Origin of the sequence: Polaromonas sp., from assembly GCF_030680935.1 — a bacterium.
Lineage (GTDB): Bacteria > Pseudomonadota > Gammaproteobacteria > Burkholderiales > Burkholderiaceae_C > Polaromonas.
Window position 1 is genome coordinate 1 of record NZ_JAUXUP010000048.1, and the last position, 13,979, is coordinate 13,979.

Consider the following 13,979-nt stretch of genomic DNA (forward strand, 5'->3'; position numbering starts at 1 on the left):
ACGGAGGCCAAGCCTTCTGCGAAAGCGCTGACGGCATGACACGCGTGGGTATTCGTATTCCGCAGTAGCCCGGGAAGTTCAGTAGGAGAACTCGCCACGTGGAATCAGACCTGCCTGATTGGCCGTTCTCGCTTCATTGCGCACTTGCTCGCGCGACTTGCTCGTCCCGGTCGAGGGTGTCGGCATGGGTACGCCCAAACGTGCCCAGAAATCCCATCGGGGAGATTTCATGGCAGTTTCCAACTCTGCCCGCACCTCTGTACGAGGCCTTGGGTTGGCATGATCGGGGTGAGAGACGTAGCCCATTTCTGTATTGACGGAGTGAATGACTTCTGAGTATGCGACCAGCGGTGCGTTAGACAAGACCGTAAAGGCGGCGATAAGCGCAAGTTTTTGAGTAGACATGATGACTTCCTTTTGAGGCACAGGCACCGCGCGGAGGACCATCCTTTGCGTCGGTGTGCCGGCATATCGACCGGCATGCAATGAACTTTAGAAGCGGAACCCCGACAGAACTCTGGCCTCCACATTACATGTTTGTCATCCCTGGCATAGGCACCCAAAAAAATGCCCCGCATAAGCGGGGCATTTCACATCTGGTCCTGGTGTGCGTCCCGGCGCAACCGGGACTTCGCCGCGGGTGTCACCCCTGAGGGGTGAGCACCCGCCACCATCAAAAGCTGTGCCGCAAGCCCAGCTCGTAGCCAGAAGACTTGCCGCCTGCCGTGATTCCTGGATTGCCGCCCGCGATAGCAAAGGTTGCCCCACCCTTGTTCGAGATACGGGAGGCTGTGCCGTACATTGCGGTGCGCTTGGAAAGGTTGTGCACGTAGCCCAAAGCCAGCTGGTTTGCATCGCTTGCGTTGTACGCGGCAGTGCCACCAGTTGCGTCCGAGCGCACGTATGACGCGCGGAGCTCATGTGCACCGAGTGGAACGGACACACCGAGCAGGAAGCGGTTTTCCTTCAGAGCCAGCAGCTTGTCGCTGTAGTAGTGGGTCATCAGCTTGGCTACGCCAAAGTCGTATGAAGCGCCTATACCCGTTGTTTTGAACTTTCCGCCGGTGGTATCCACCTTTGTAGAGCCGTAAGAGACGGCGACATCGATAGGACCATTCGCATAACCTAGGCGTCCGCCAGTGTACGCACGGGCAAACCGATCAGCTCCAGTTCCAGGTGCGGAAGGGTTCACACCTTCATCGAGCCCGACCATCGCTTGGCCGTAAACACCACCCAAGTTAGGCAGAAAGTAACTGATCGCGTTGTCAGCGCGAAAGAATGTCGCTTGACCGCTGTAGCGCGCGATGTTTGCCGAGCCACCGACACCGATAACGCCGAACGGATCGAAAACGTAAGTGAACGCGCCAGATGGCGTGAGGTCGCGGCCAAGTCGAATCTCACCAAAGTTGCCCATCAGGCTCAACGTTGATCGGCGGGCGAAGAGTTTACCGTTGCCGTTGTTTGTAGTACCGGTGTCTGGGTTGATATCCGACTCAAGCCAGAAACCAGCCTTCAGGCCGCCGCCCAGATCTTCCACGCCACGGAAGCCAAAGCGGCTACTGGAAAGGCCATTGTTGTTCAGCGTGGAGTTGCTACCAACACCGCTGTTGCTTACGTTGCGGAGGTTGACATCGACGATGCCAAAGAGCGTCACTGAAGATTGTGCGCTGGCCGTACCCGCCGCTAGGGCAAGCAATGCCGCTGCTGTTGCGATGTGCTTCATAGTGTTCCTGATCCTTTGATTGATTGAAGTTAGTAGTGCCTCAATGTGAGCACACCACGAAAGTCACTTTAGGAAAAACGGTGCTTGTGGGCACTCTCAGTTTCGCAAAGGGATGGCCACTGCATGCATACCCCCCAATAAACAGAGCGCCCCTGTTTCGCAATTGCAACAAGGGAGTGAAAGACGGCAGAACGAACGTCCACAACGGCTGAAACATTGCAGCTCTGCAATGTTTCAGCAATCTTCTTGTTGGTGTTGAACTTTTACTCTCCCTGCAACAAGTACGACCCCGGCGCGCAAGGCCAACGGGGGAAACAGCTCGCTACTCGTTCCATCGGCAACACAACAAAAGGACAAACATGCGAAGGCAAGACATTCAACTCAGAGTTCTCGCCAGAAACGGCGACATTGGCGCGCGTATGGAGGTCGGCCGTCGCTATTTGCTGGGTATGGAGGGTTTTCCGAAGCACCCGCTAACGGGTATTGACTATCTCACCCATCCCAGTGTTTGCGACCTACCCGGCGCATACATTCTTATTGCAGAGTGCCTGTCCCTGGACGAGTTGCTGCTTTTGGGGCAGCAAGAATCCCTCCGCAAGGCGGCGCTTACCGGCAACGCATTAGCGCAGTTGAAGTTCGGCACCTACCTGTTAACCCATACCGGGAGAGAAGCAGACGCTGTAGCGTATTTCGCGCGCGCTGCTGCGGGCGAGGCGTGTGCGGCCAGCGCGCTGGCTATCTGCGAGTCAGTCGGCGACAGTGAACGCCTACCGAGAATTTTGCGCTTGCTGACGGACCACAAAAAGGCGAACGGCTATGCCATTGCCGAGTTCGCAGCGCGGGAAGCTCAGGCTGCGGGAGACCTTGCTCGCTTGCGGCTTTGTGTGCACGCTGCGACCACACTGATGTCAAAACCGACGATCGCAATATCCGAACTCGTTGTTGCCATGGTGCAAATGGCAGAACATACCGGGGAATCACTGCAAGGCATGCCGGTTGAATTCGTTCAGGCAAGCCTGGAGATGCAAAACGGGCAGGGGAACCTTGATGCGACCTACACGCTTGGACGCGCGCTGTCCGGGATCTCCTGTGGATCTTTTCAACCTTCGAGCCTCGCCGAAAGTTCGAATCTCCGCAAGGGCACCGCGCTGCTGCTGCGGGCAGCTGACGCCGGTCGGGATGCGGCATGGCTGCATTTGTACAGGTTGAATTCGGACCATCGGTGTTCTGTCGCCAACCCCCAAATGGCCAGGTTCTTTCTTGAAAAGGCCGCAGAACGCGGGCAGGCGGAGGCGCAGCGCAAGCTTGGCGCCTTGATGCTGCGCGAATCCGGCTCGATCACGGAGTCCGAACAGGCAATTTGTTGGCTTTATCGCGCCGAACGGCAGGGTGACCTCCATGCAAAGCAGCTGTTGAACTCCCTGGTGCTGCCTGTATCAGGCAGCGACGGGGAAGCCAAGATCGCTATGGAGGAGCTGGATCGTTCCGATCCCTGGTTGGCCACGCGGCTGCGTTTGGCCAGGCATTTCGGGCTAACCAAACTGGAGGCCCTGGCGGTAGACCCCGCAGAGGGGAAAAGGCCATGGGGCCTGGTCGTGGGCCCCAATCCCTTCATCGTACAAATTCGCCTGGCGGCTCCGCGTGCCATTCCGGCATTGAGCGACGCAGCCTTGGCCGACCTCGAACGCGCTGTAACGCTCTTCGGGCGATCGCAGCGAAGTGGCAGTGACTCAGAAGGCGACTTGCGACGCCGATCGCTCAACCAGCGAAGGGCGTTTGAACGTCATAACCTGCAGGAGTCAATGTTCTTCGCCACGGCCAAGTCGACCGTGCTCGATTCTTTTCGGGTGGGTCCAAAGTGGGCCTTCCGCGCGAGGCACACCCTTCATCTGGCGCTCGCCGGATGATTTTCCCGTTGGCGGCCACGAGACTTCTCGTACAAACGTCGACCGTTGCTTCCGGCTTCTGCCCAGTGCTTCATGTCGGTGAGTGACGGCGCTACCTGGCGATCTGCAAGTCTACACATTGAGCAGTATGCGAATTCTGATAGTCGAGGATGAAGCCAAATTTGCAGACCATATCAAGCGGGCGTTGGTTGAAATCGGGTATGTTGTCGACATCGCACGCGACGGAATTGAGGGAAAACATATGGCTCTGGAGGGAGGCTACGACCTCATGCTGCTGGATATCATGCTTCCTGGAATTGATGGCTTTGGTGTTCTGCATGAAGTGCGCGAAAGGAGAGGTTTTCCGATTATTTTGTTGACGGCGCGCGATTCGGTGGAGGACCGAGTCATGGGTCTCAACATGGGGGCCGACGACTATGTGGTCAAGCCGGTTGCTTTGCCGGAACTGCTGGCGCGCGTTCAGGCTCTGCTGCGAAGGGGGCACGCTCAAGACCTGGCCGTCTTACGGCTTGGCGACCTTCAGCTGGACCTGGTCAAGCACAGGGCCACTCGCTCAGGAACACGGCTGGACTTGTCAGCTCAGGACTTCAAGCTGCTCGCTCTTTTTCTTCGTCGGCAAGGACAAGTTCAGTCTCGAACCATTGTGGCTGAGCAGATATGGGATATGAATTTTGATTGTGACTCCAACGTAGTTGATGTCGCAGTCAGGCGGCTGCGCCAAAAAATCGACGACCCGTTCCCAGTGAAGCTGCTGCACACGGTTCGAGGCGTAGGGTATGTCATGGAGACGCGGGTATAGACGGTACTGCTGCGCAGACTTTGGCCTGGCTTGGATATTTCGATGTTCGTGGACGTTTTTGACCATCACGCCACCAGGCACTATTACTTGATCGCCCTTTAGAACTTACTTTTCACACTGCCAACAAGTTGAGTATGGTGAATTTTCTACCAGTCACGCCCAAGAATCGCCGCAGCGCGAAGCCCCGTTTACCGTAAGAAGAAAAGCCGCCTGATGTTGGATTGCCAATACGGTTTTGTGAAAAACATATAGGGCATCGCAAGCGAAGTCCCTGGCAAAAGACATGACGCTTCGGTTTCATGGTGCGTGTCTCCTAGAGTGACCATAGTCGGGTCTTCGGCGGACATTGTTTTTGGTGAAAAAGGTAAACCCATGAAAAAACTCTTGATCGGCGCGCTGTGCGCTGTTGGTGTTATCACCGTTGCATCTGCGCAGAGCACGGTGCAACTCGCTGGCGCTGTCGACGTCTACGCAGGACGGATGCAGATGGCCGGCGATGCCCGGCGTACCAGTGTTGTCAACAGTGGCGGTTTGACCACTTCGTGGTTCGGTGTAAAGGGTTCGGAAGACCTGGGTGGTGGCCTGAAGGCGAATTTCGCGCTGTCCTCTTTTTTGCGCGCTGATACGGGCATGCAGGGGCGCTTTGCCGGCGATACCTTCTTCTCGCGCGAAGCCACTGTCGGCCTGTCGGGCGGGTTCGGCAGCCTGACACTCGGGCGCGGGCTGGCGCCCAACTTCCTGCCCACTGTCGTCCTGAATCCCTTTGGCGACTCCTTCACGTTTTCGCCGCTCGTGGTTCACAAGAACGTCCCCCTGTTTAATGGAACCGGCTGGGGCGCTACCACGCCTTCCGACACGGGCTGGAGCAACCAGGCGATCTACAGCACGCCGGATATCGGCGGCTTGCGTACGAATCTGCACTATCAGTTCGGGGAGATCGCCGGGCAATCCGGCAAGAAGAATGTTGGCGTCAACGCGCTGTATTTCAGCGGCCCTATGGCACTGGGCGCCTACTATGAGAGAAATCAGGTGACCAATCCCGTGCCGGTCGCCTTCGCGCTGGGCGACACTAGGACGGACTGGATGCTGGGCGGCTCATACGACTTCACGGCCGTCAAAGCGTTCGCAACGTACGGACAGAGTAAGGCGGCTATTTCCACGACGCGAGCCAAGTCCTATTCGCTGGGCTTAGCCAGCCCGCTTGGCAGCGGCAAGATTCTGGCTGGCTTGGCCAGGACACGAGTGGTCGCAGGCAATACGCGCAACACGCTCTCGCTGGGCTACGACTACAACCTGTCCAGAAGAACCGATGTCTACGTGATTGCCATGCGTGATCGCATCACGACATTTAATAGCGGCTCCAGCTTGGCCACGGGCATTCGACACAGGTTCTGATTCCGATTCTCCGGAGCTGTCGATATGACTTCGGCACTAATTGCCCAGGGCAGCGAAATCCGTTCATTCAATGGATGGCGCTCACGTGACACCTTCAATCGTATGTCAAAAAATCAAAGAACAAATTCAGTGCCAAGGGGAATGACCTGCCGAGGGGTTCACAGAGCGATCATCGAGCATTTGCTCAAATCGCGCCAGAACTTGACGAGCAGCACCATGCTCGATATCCCTTGCGGGTCGGGCGAGTTGATTTCGTCCTTGCGCCGATTTTTTCCTGGAGCTGACGTCCGAGGATGCGACTTGAAGAAGCCAGAAGCATTGGCTTCTGGCGAATTTTCATCAGTAGACGCCAGCCGCCCCTTTACTGTCTTCCCGGGAAATAAGTTTGACTACATATTTTCAGTCAGCGGGGTAATGGAGTTTGACAATACGCTCCAATTTTTTGAGAGTTGCCACACGCACTTGAGGGATGGTGGTCAATTCGTCGTTACCAACGACAACGTTGTGGCTATCCGCGACCGGATCTCATATTTTTGTCTCGGAAAAGTCAGGCAGTACCACTTGTTTGTTACTTTGCGCCAAGGGAGCTGGAAGGTCATTCCAATTCACAACATGCTCAGGATCCTTCAAGACGCAGGTTTTCGAATTCGAGAAGTGCAGTATGTATCATTGCTTCCCAAGGACTGGTTGATGTTGCCTTTAGCTCTTCTCGTCTATCCCATTCAGTTTCTCTATATGAACTTAAGTCGTTCACGAATTCCTTGGAGGGAGCAGCGCGCAATTTATCCGTTCCGCTCACTATTGTGCCGACACTACATCATTTTTTGTCAGAAAGGTTTTATCGATTAATACTCTCGTAATTAATGACACTCCACCGGTCGGGCTGAGTCTGTCGAAGCCCTTCGACGGACTCAGCCCGAACGGTAATTAGTTTTCCATCGTGATTTATAAAAGTCTCGATAGAGCATTCGACACCTGCGGTTCTATTGGTGGTTTTCGTAGTTCATTCGTGTCATTGCTACTATGTAAGACAAAAAAGAGAGCCGGTGTTCAGAGTTTTGGTGGGCGAGGGGTCGATAGATATGAGAAACATGGTCTAAGATTTCAAGGCGGCTCAGAAGGGCTGGCACCAGTTGCCCGAAATATCAGCGTGAATGTCGTTTCGCCGTCTGCCGAACTCCGCGCTTTAACCTGCCCCCCGTGGGCAACCATGATGGAACGCACAATAGCCAAACCCAGCCCTGTACCACCGTCCAGGCGTGAGCGCCCGGAGTCCACACGATAAAAGCGGTCGAAAATTCGCTCCAAATGTTGGGGCGGAATCGCATCACCGTGGTTTGTCACCGCCAGCGTGACACTGTTATCCTCTGCGCTGATCGCCACATGTATCTTCGATTCAGTCATAGCATGGCGTATCGCATTGGATACGAGGTTGGTGATTGCGCGGTCCACCAACAGACGATCAGCCATGACGATGGCTGTACCCGCCACCTCCACGGCCAAACCTCGTTCGTCTGCGATCAGCGACAAGTAGTCGGCAACCCGGCGGGCCTCCTGGGCAAGTTCCACCCGCTCGTGATTCAACGGGTCCTCATTGTGATCGGCGCGGGCAATGAAAAGCATATCGGAGATCAAGCGAGACAGGCGTTCGAGTTCTTCGACGTCGCCTTCCAAGACCTCCCGAAACTCAGCACTTGTGCGGGGGCGGGATAGCGCAACCTGCGTTCTACCCATTAGTGTCGCAATCGGCGTGCGCATTTCATGGGCGAGTTCACCCGAGAAATCCTGTAACCGCCGGTAGCCTGAGTTAATTCGCTCCAGCATGCGGTTGAACTCTTCTGCGAGTTCGTACAGTTCTGGTGGCAGGCCGGAGGAAGATATTCGCTGACTAAGCGACTTTGCCCCGATGGAGGCCGCGAGCCGATGGAAGTGCCGTAACGGCGCCAGACTGGTACGCGCATTGAGCCAGGCACCTAGGGCGACGACGAGCAGTAATAGAGGCCAGCCCACCACGGTTGTCTTGATAAATCCCCCCAATAGACGGCGGTCGTGCCTTCTATCCAGCGACAGGTAATACTGAACAGTCATCCCGTTGGCAACCGGGCTACTTCCGCGAATCGTACTCAGCCGATCGCCGGTTGCCGTCGTCCATGACTGAATGGACGACGAACTGACCGGGAAGGTATCAGGTGCAGACGTGGATTGTGTTGCGATCGGCGAAAAACTGGTCAGGATTTTTCCACTGGCGGTGTCTGCCAGCGCGAGGTGCAGGTCGTCGTGACCTATCAGCAAATCGCCGAAACGGTGTCTGTTCGGGCTGACGGCTTCGAGTGACGGTATCTCGGACAACACATGCATTAGGAGATCACGTTTGCCCAGCAGTTCTGCGGTTGAACGTGCATCAAGCTGATGTGACAGCGCATAAAATCCGGCAACAATCGCGCAGCCAGTCGTCAGGAAACCAAAAAAGGCGCTGGCCAATGCAATGCGCGTGGCCAGTGAATTTCTGGACCAATAGCGAAAACGCCAACCCTGTGTCATAACCCGTCTCGGCGTTCTAAGACGTAACCCACGCCGCGCACGGTATGAATCAATTTCTCTTCGAATGGGTCGTCGATCTTGGCGCGCAATCGTCGTATCGCCACTTCCACCACGTTGGTGTCCGAATCGAAGTGAATATCCCAGACCAAGGAAGCGATTTGAGTTCTAGACAGCACATCTCCCGTCCTCTGAGCCAAAAGGGTCAACAGGGCAAACTCCTTGGCTGACAGGTCAATACGCTGGCCAGCCCGGGTAGCGCGGTGACGTACCGGGTCGATTTCCAGGTCGGCCGTGCGCAGCACCTGCTCCACAGCCGCAGGCTGGCCGCGTTTAAGCAGAGCCTTCACCCGGGCAAGCAACTCCGGAAATTGAAACGGTTTGACTAAATAATCGTCTGCACCGAGATCGAAGCCACGCACCTTGTCGTCGGTATTGCCACGGGCGGTGAGGATTAGAACGGGAACCTCCCTAAATGTACGCATGGCCGAAAGAACGGCAAATCCATCAATGCCCGGCAGCATAACGTCCAGGACCACAAGGTCATGATCGCCGTTGGCGGCCGCATGCAGCCCGTCGGTGCCATTGTGGGCCACTTCAACCACGTAACCGTTTTCCGTCAGACCTTTGCGCAGGTAGTCGGCAGCCTTGGGTTCATCTTCAATCACGAGAATTTTCAAAACAAGCCTTGGTCGTACATAACGGATTCGTAATCTCTGGGTCAGGGAGGCGTCGCAGCGAGATATCTACATTAACAACTGTGATGCAGAGTTTGCATCGCAGTGGTTCCAAATGTTGAAACCACACCTTGCAATCGATATTAAAGGAGTTTGATCATGTTGTTTCGTAAAACCGTATTTGCCCTGGCCCTTGCCGGTGCAGCCATTCCCGCAGCTTTTGCCAACAGCGGTAGCGCTTGGGTCGGCGGCGAACTGGGCTTTGAAGCCCATGCCGTCCAAAGTATCAAGAGTCGTGCAAATGTCCAAAAGGAGTACCAGGCTTTTCGCAAGAACCCAGTTAGCGCTGACGGTGGCACGCTGTCAGGTGGCGAGGTTGGTTACATCCCCCCGCAGCACAGCTATGCGTTTCAGGATGGCAAGCTGGTCCATACCGACCGCATCGCGCACAACACGCCTAAGCCCAGTTTGGCTATGACTGATACGGAGCGTGAACTGTTCCGAGTCCAGTACATCAACTGATACAGTAGAAGCAAAAAGGGGCCGGCTGATAGTCGGCCCTTTTTGCGTCTGGTTTATGAATTCGTCGGGCGTGCTACTTCAGAAATAAACCCGGATGACGTTGAATCTTTCGCAGGTAGCTTTAGCAACAGAATTCTATTTTGGCGTCCCTTGAGTTTTGGGTTCTTTGTGAGGTTTCGCTTCTCGGACTGCCGCTTTTTCCTGAGCTTTGATCTCCGGGGCGTTGGCGTCTGCAATGCCAGAGCCTTCACCGCGGGCCGTGGACCCGTCCTTTGCCTTCTTTTGTGCAATCGCTGGGCGGGCGTTTTTGTGAGCCTCGCCGTGGGCTTGCGAACGGCTGTTAGTGAGTGGCGTGGCTTCCTGCGTATCGGTGGCTGCGAGAACTGCGGAAAGCGCAAAAATAAGGCTGGTGCCCAATATGATTTTCTTCATTGGTAACTTTCTGAAACGGCATGGTGCCAGTGTTAAAAAACAATCGTCTTGTGGTGGGAATTCCGCATCACATTTGCAACTTTAATAATCTGAGAGCAGCAACCCCCTGACAGCTTGATTACAAATTTGTCATGTCAGGATGCTCCGCGCAGTTGCATCATCGCCGGGCAAATGAAACGGCGCATCACCTAGCCGAGGGAGACCTGGTCTTCTTAACGCGTGTTCTGTTTGAATGGATAGATCATTTGCTCGGCGTACTCATGTGGCACGGGGTTGCCTTCAACACCAATGGGACCCAGCGGCTCCTTAGGATCTAAGAACGTTCCAAACAAGTGATCCCAGACCAGCCAGAATTCTCCGAAGTTAACCTGAGCGTCCTCGTACCTTTGCCGATGATGCCAGCGATGCAGCTGGGCCACTCCCAGCACATGTCTGAATGAACCGACCCGGTAGTCAAGATTCGCATGCTGGAAAGCAAGATGAACCGCAAGAATGGAAAACCAGCCGCCGACCACTAGCGCGGGTGTTCCAATCAGGCTTAACACCAACAGTCCCGGTCCGGCCATCATCGCAGCGTGAAGGGGATGGCGGCGTTCTCCGTTGAGCCAATACAGACGACGAGATGAGTGATGAATGCTATGCAAACGCCACAAAAACTCATAGCGATGACTCAGTCGATGCATGGCATAGAGAGAGAGATCCAACGGAAGTCCTGCCAAGAAAACCTGTCCCACAAAGGGCCAATCACGGGGCCACCAGAGCCCCGGCCAGTCGCTGACACCGCGCAGCCAGACAAGCATCAACACGGCTATGTGTATCACCATCAGGTTAACCACGGCGTGCATGACATCAGCCGGTAAGTCGGCGTCAGCCTCCTTCCACTGCGGCTTGTACGAAAATACGCGCTCCAATAAAGCGATGGCGGACAGGCCTATCGCAGCGACCATGGAAAGCCAAAGCAAGGGGATATCGGTCCTAGGTGCTACCGCAACCGCAATCACTACAGCGACCATCACGAGAGGGTAAGAACCATAGCGAATAAGTACTCGGGCGGCTGAAGGCATGGACAATTCCAGGTAATTTGGATATTCCATTCTCCGCACCTAAGTGTGTTGACGCTTGATCAAACCTGCTAACTGTCTGAGAATGCGTTCCCAGTCGGCTTTGCGTTCAATGCATGTGCAATCTGGCGCATGGGAAACTCGTTGTCACTAACCGTGATCTCAACCTCCGCAAGAGAGTTCGGCGTGATGCCGAAGGCGGAGACGAAGGTGCGGCTCAAATGAGCGCTGTCGGCAAAACCGGCTAAATGTGCGGCCTCGGTGAGGTTACCGCCCTGCGCTAGGCTACGCACTGCTGCCTGTAAGCGAAGCCAGCGCACATATGCCCGGAACGGCAAGCCCAACGAATCAGTAAACCAGTGCAAAAAGCGCGATGGCGATAGATGGACCAATTGTGCTACCTCAACGGCACGCAGCGGGCTGTGAAGGCCTTGCTCAAGGTGCCTTAGTACTAAGGCCAGCCGCACGTCGTCATTGGGCGAGTCTGGACTCGCAAGGGCGTCTCTGTCCGACGCGTGGGGCTCTCGCCAATTCAACAGGATCGCGCTCAATTGCCTGGCCTCAAGGAGCGTAAGCACAGCAAGACTGCCACCCGCGCGCTCTACTAACCATTGCGTGCCCTGCATTTCAGGAGCCAAATAGATCGTCTGCAGCCATGCCGAACTCTCCACCCGGTGCACGGCAGCGCTGCATACCAGGTAGCCGGCACCGTGAACCGGACCATGCGCGCCGATGGCGACTAACTCCGTCTCAAGCGACCATGCGATTTGGTGCGCGTAATGCTGATGAGCCCGGTTCAGGGCGACCGGCCCTACATACATGGCCCACCCCCGATTGATACTCAACACAGGAGTCGAGGTGTGCCGAGGAATCATCGTGGGGTAGCCTCTCAACGACCGCGGGTCATCGCCAGTAGCCTGATCGGTCGGTTAACCTACTGTCCGATCTCTCCCTGCGCTTACTTTGCTGGCTGAATGTCAGTGATCACAATGGCGCTTCCGGCTTTTTCTGCGCTAAAGCGAACTTTGTCACCTTCCTTCACCTTATTCAAAAGTGCCGCGTCCTTGACCTGAAACACCATCGTCATACCCGGCATATCTAGACTCTTGATAACGCCGTGTTTGATAGTGATTTTTTTGTTATCCATATCCACTTTGCGGATCTCGCCATCAGCCATGTCGGCGGAAGCTGCCATTGGTGCACCGGCGTGCGAGGCTGCTTGAGAAGACGCCGCAACAGCCAGCAAGGCGGACGCGAGCAGTAGGACATTGAGTTTTTTCATGAGAACTTCCTTTAAGAGGGGGTAGAAGAAATACGGGGATACGATTTGAAAACGCGCGAGCTGCCATCCTCGAGGACAAGCCGCACGTCATAGGCATCAACGCGTCCGCGGTAAAGCGGGGCGTCCATGCCGGGTGAGCCGACCGGCATGCCGGGAACTGCCAGACCGATGGCCCCTTGCTTCTCTCTAAGCAGGCGACGAATCTCCTTGACAGGTACATGGTCTTCAATCACGTACGGACCGACTTTGGCGGTGTGACACGAACCCATTTTTTCCGGCATACGCAGTCGAGTACGAGCAGTGGTAATGCCACTGTCGTTGACTTTAACGTCAAAGCCATTGGCTTGCATATGAGCCACCCAGTCCTTGCAACAGCCACAATTCGGGTCTTTCCAGACCTCCACCTGCGGGCGCGATTGCGCCCTCGCCCACGGTCCCGCAGCAGCAGCGGTGAGGCCTGCTAGAGACTGAAGAACATAGCGTCTTTGCATGAAGCTTTCTTTCTGCAGGAAAGTGTCAGCGGGCGGCCACCGTGATCTTGCCGACCATACCGGCTTGATAGTGGCCAGCGATCAGGCAGGCAAAGTCAAAAGTGCCGGCTTTGTTGAAGGTCCAGATGATCTCTCCTGTTTTGCCCGGACCTACGTGCGCCATATAAGGCTCCTCATGCTCCATGCCGGGAAACTTGACCATCAGCGCGGCATGTTCATCCAGGTCCTTTTTAGTGCCAATCACCAACTCATGCATGACCTTGCCCGTGTTCTTGATCACGAATTTGATGGTTTCGCCCTGCTTGACGTCGATCTTGTCGGGTGTGAAGCGCATGTTGTCAGACATATTGAATGTGATGGTGCGGGTGACGGCTTTGGTCTCCCCTGCCATGCCCCATTCCTTTTGCTCTTTTTTGACAGGGCCGGATTTTTTGGCGTGGGCATCGTCGCCGTGTGCGACTGCAAAGGTGCTGGCGCCAGCGATTAGCACGGCGAAAAAGGCGGAGGTCAATGTTTTCATGGATATTTCCTTTTTTGTGAGTTGAGGACTAGTGCTTGTGGGAATAGTAAGTTCAGTGCTTCATGCCACCCATGCTGCCCTTGCCGCCCATGACTGGCTTGCGGACCTGGACTTCGACTTCTTTCATCGGCATGTTCTGGGCTTTCATGGTCTTGCCACCTTCAGCTGCAAAGCGGGCAGGATTGGGCAGTGCGCCTGTCCATTCATGCGCGATCTCGCCAGCGGGGTGCTTATACCAACCAGGGTCTTTGTAGTCGCCCGCTTTCTGGTTCTTGCGTACCTTGACCACCGAGAACATGCCGCCCATTTCGACAGAGCCAAAAGGGCCCTCGCCCGTCATCATCTTGGCGGTGTTGTCGGGCAGGGGCATGTCCATTTCGGCCATGTCGGCCATGCCTCGCTCGCCCATCACCATGTAATCGGGAATCACGTTGGTGATGTCCTTGACGATCTTGCGATGGTCCACGCCGATCAGGGTCGGGACATCGTGACCCATCGCGTTCATGGTGTGGTGGCTCTTGTGGCAATGAAAAGCCCAGTCACCTTCCTCATCGGCCAAGAACTCGATCTGCCGCATCTGGCCTACAGCGACGTCGGTCGTGACCTCGTACCAGCGGGTGGATTTTGGGGTC

General features: G+C 55.5%; 16 protein-coding genes. 5 read left to right on the top strand and 11 right to left on the bottom strand.

What is annotated here, in order from left to right; genetic code table 11:
- Positions 1–78: 78 nt before the first annotated feature.
- Positions 79–405 (bottom strand): hypothetical protein, encoded by a 327-nt coding sequence (locus tag Q8L50_RS12860; protein WP_305349030.1) that lies wholly within the window; start codon positions 403–405, stop codon positions 79–81.
- A 268-nt stretch (positions 406–673) separates the two neighbouring features.
- Positions 674–1,723, bottom strand: a complete 1,050-nt coding sequence (locus Q8L50_RS12865; protein WP_305349031.1) for a porin — start codon at positions 1,721–1,723, stop codon at positions 674–676.
- 359 nt (positions 1,724–2,082) lie between these two features.
- Between Q8L50_RS12865 and Q8L50_RS12870 the strand changes: the two genes are divergently transcribed.
- The 4 genes from Q8L50_RS12870 to Q8L50_RS12885 all read left to right on the top strand — a co-directional run bounded on the left by Q8L50_RS12870 (position 2,083) and on the right by Q8L50_RS12885 (position 6,673).
- The gene (locus Q8L50_RS12870) at positions 2,083–3,630 is read left to right on the top strand and encodes a hypothetical protein (RefSeq protein WP_305349032.1); all 1,548 of its coding nucleotides are present in this window, start codon (positions 2,083–2,085) and stop codon (positions 3,628–3,630) included.
- Between the two features lie 127 nt (positions 3,631–3,757).
- Positions 3,758–4,429, top strand: a complete 672-nt coding sequence (locus Q8L50_RS12875; protein WP_305349033.1) for a heavy metal response regulator transcription factor — start codon at positions 3,758–3,760, stop codon at positions 4,427–4,429.
- 372 nt (positions 4,430–4,801) lie between these two features.
- A complete protein-coding gene (locus Q8L50_RS12880) occupies positions 4,802–5,824 on the top strand; it encodes a porin (RefSeq protein ID WP_305349034.1) in 1,023 nt (340 codons plus the stop codon).
- A gap of 24 nt (positions 5,825–5,848) precedes the next feature.
- A complete protein-coding gene (locus tag Q8L50_RS12885) occupies positions 5,849–6,673 on the top strand; it encodes a trans-aconitate 2-methyltransferase (RefSeq protein ID WP_305349035.1) in 825 nt (274 codons plus the stop codon).
- A gap of 255 nt (positions 6,674–6,928) precedes the next feature.
- On the opposite strand, the gene Q8L50_RS12890 is transcribed toward Q8L50_RS12885, so the two are convergent.
- The gene (locus Q8L50_RS12890) at positions 6,929–8,365 is read right to left on the bottom strand and encodes a heavy metal sensor histidine kinase (protein WP_305349036.1); all 1,437 of its coding nucleotides are present in this window, start codon (positions 8,363–8,365) and stop codon (positions 6,929–6,931) included.
- The gene (locus tag Q8L50_RS12895) at positions 8,362–9,042 is read right to left on the bottom strand and encodes a heavy metal response regulator transcription factor (protein WP_305349037.1); all 681 of its coding nucleotides are present in this window, start codon (positions 9,040–9,042) and stop codon (positions 8,362–8,364) included. Before Q8L50_RS12895 ends, Q8L50_RS12890 begins: the two co-directional genes overlap by 4 nt.
- A 156-nt stretch (positions 9,043–9,198) precedes the next feature.
- Between Q8L50_RS12895 and Q8L50_RS12900 the strand changes: the two genes are divergently transcribed.
- On the top strand, positions 9,199–9,561 hold the full coding sequence (locus tag Q8L50_RS12900) for a DUF4148 domain-containing protein (RefSeq protein ID WP_305349038.1): 363 nt from the start codon (positions 9,199–9,201) through the stop codon (positions 9,559–9,561).
- A 135-nt stretch (positions 9,562–9,696) separates the two neighbouring features.
- Here the strand turns inward: Q8L50_RS12900 and Q8L50_RS12905 are convergent, their stop codons facing one another.
- From Q8L50_RS12905 to Q8L50_RS12935, 7 genes are all read right to left on the bottom strand, one after another.
- Positions 9,697–9,993 (bottom strand): hypothetical protein, encoded by a 297-nt coding sequence (locus tag Q8L50_RS12905; protein WP_305349039.1) that lies wholly within the window; start codon positions 9,991–9,993, stop codon positions 9,697–9,699.
- A gap of 212 nt (positions 9,994–10,205) precedes the next feature.
- A complete protein-coding gene (locus tag Q8L50_RS12910; protein WP_305349040.1) occupies positions 10,206–11,087 on the bottom strand; it encodes a sterol desaturase family protein in 882 nt (293 codons plus the stop codon).
- Between the two features lie 38 nt (positions 11,088–11,125).
- Complete coding sequence (locus Q8L50_RS12915) at positions 11,126–11,875, bottom strand: AraC family transcriptional regulator (protein WP_305349041.1); 750 nt, start codon at positions 11,873–11,875, stop codon at positions 11,126–11,128.
- A 137-nt stretch (positions 11,876–12,012) separates the two neighbouring features.
- Positions 12,013–12,336: a copper-binding protein gene (locus Q8L50_RS12920; RefSeq protein ID WP_305349042.1), complete on the bottom strand. Its 324-nt coding sequence runs from the start codon at positions 12,334–12,336 to the stop codon at positions 12,013–12,015.
- Between the two features lie 11 nt (positions 12,337–12,347).
- The gene (locus Q8L50_RS12925; RefSeq protein WP_305349043.1) at positions 12,348–12,827 is read right to left on the bottom strand and encodes a DUF411 domain-containing protein; all 480 of its coding nucleotides are present in this window, start codon (positions 12,825–12,827) and stop codon (positions 12,348–12,350) included.
- Positions 12,828–12,852: 25 nt separating this feature from the next.
- Positions 12,853–13,347 (bottom strand): cupredoxin family protein, encoded by a 495-nt coding sequence (locus tag Q8L50_RS12930; protein WP_305349044.1) that lies wholly within the window; start codon positions 13,345–13,347, stop codon positions 12,853–12,855.
- A 52-nt stretch (positions 13,348–13,399) separates the two neighbouring features.
- Positions 13,400–13,979: multicopper oxidase domain-containing protein (locus Q8L50_RS12935; protein WP_305349045.1), on the bottom strand; the 580-nt coding region annotated here is incomplete at its 5' end.

Excerpts from the sequence above, each read along its gene's own strand:
- Q8L50_RS12860 (WP_305349030.1), bottom strand. The coding sequence starts at position 405 with ATGTCTACTCAAAAACTTGCGCTTATCGCCGCCTTTACGGTCTTGTCT.
- Q8L50_RS12865 (WP_305349031.1), bottom strand. The coding sequence starts at position 1,723 with ATGAAGCACATCGCAACAGCAGCGGCATTGCTTGCCCTAGCGGCGGGT.
- Q8L50_RS12870 (WP_305349032.1), top strand. The coding sequence starts at position 2,083 with ATGCGAAGGCAAGACATTCAACTCAGAGTTCTCGCCAGAAACGGCGAC.
- Q8L50_RS12875 (WP_305349033.1), top strand. The coding sequence starts at position 3,758 with ATGCGAATTCTGATAGTCGAGGATGAAGCCAAATTTGCAGACCATATC.
- Q8L50_RS12880 (WP_305349034.1), top strand. The coding sequence starts at position 4,802 with ATGAAAAAACTCTTGATCGGCGCGCTGTGCGCTGTTGGTGTTATCACC.
- Q8L50_RS12885 (WP_305349035.1), top strand. The coding sequence starts at position 5,849 with ATGACTTCGGCACTAATTGCCCAGGGCAGCGAAATCCGTTCATTCAAT.
- Q8L50_RS12890 (WP_305349036.1), bottom strand. The coding sequence starts at position 8,365 with ATGACACAGGGTTGGCGTTTTCGCTATTGGTCCAGAAATTCACTGGCC.
- Q8L50_RS12900 (WP_305349038.1), top strand. The coding sequence starts at position 9,199 with ATGTTGTTTCGTAAAACCGTATTTGCCCTGGCCCTTGCCGGTGCAGCC.
- Q8L50_RS12905 (WP_305349039.1), bottom strand. The coding sequence starts at position 9,993 with ATGAAGAAAATCATATTGGGCACCAGCCTTATTTTTGCGCTTTCCGCA.
- Q8L50_RS12910 (WP_305349040.1), bottom strand. The coding sequence starts at position 11,087 with ATGGAATATCCAAATTACCTGGAATTGTCCATGCCTTCAGCCGCCCGA.
- Q8L50_RS12915 (WP_305349041.1), bottom strand. The coding sequence starts at position 11,875 with ATGTATGTAGGGCCGGTCGCCCTGAACCGGGCTCATCAGCATTACGCG.
- Q8L50_RS12920 (WP_305349042.1), bottom strand. The coding sequence starts at position 12,336 with ATGAAAAAACTCAATGTCCTACTGCTCGCGTCCGCCTTGCTGGCTGTT.
- Q8L50_RS12925 (WP_305349043.1), bottom strand. The coding sequence starts at position 12,827 with ATGCAAAGACGCTATGTTCTTCAGTCTCTAGCAGGCCTCACCGCTGCT.
- Q8L50_RS12930 (WP_305349044.1), bottom strand. The coding sequence starts at position 13,347 with ATGAAAACATTGACCTCCGCCTTTTTCGCCGTGCTAATCGCTGGCGCC.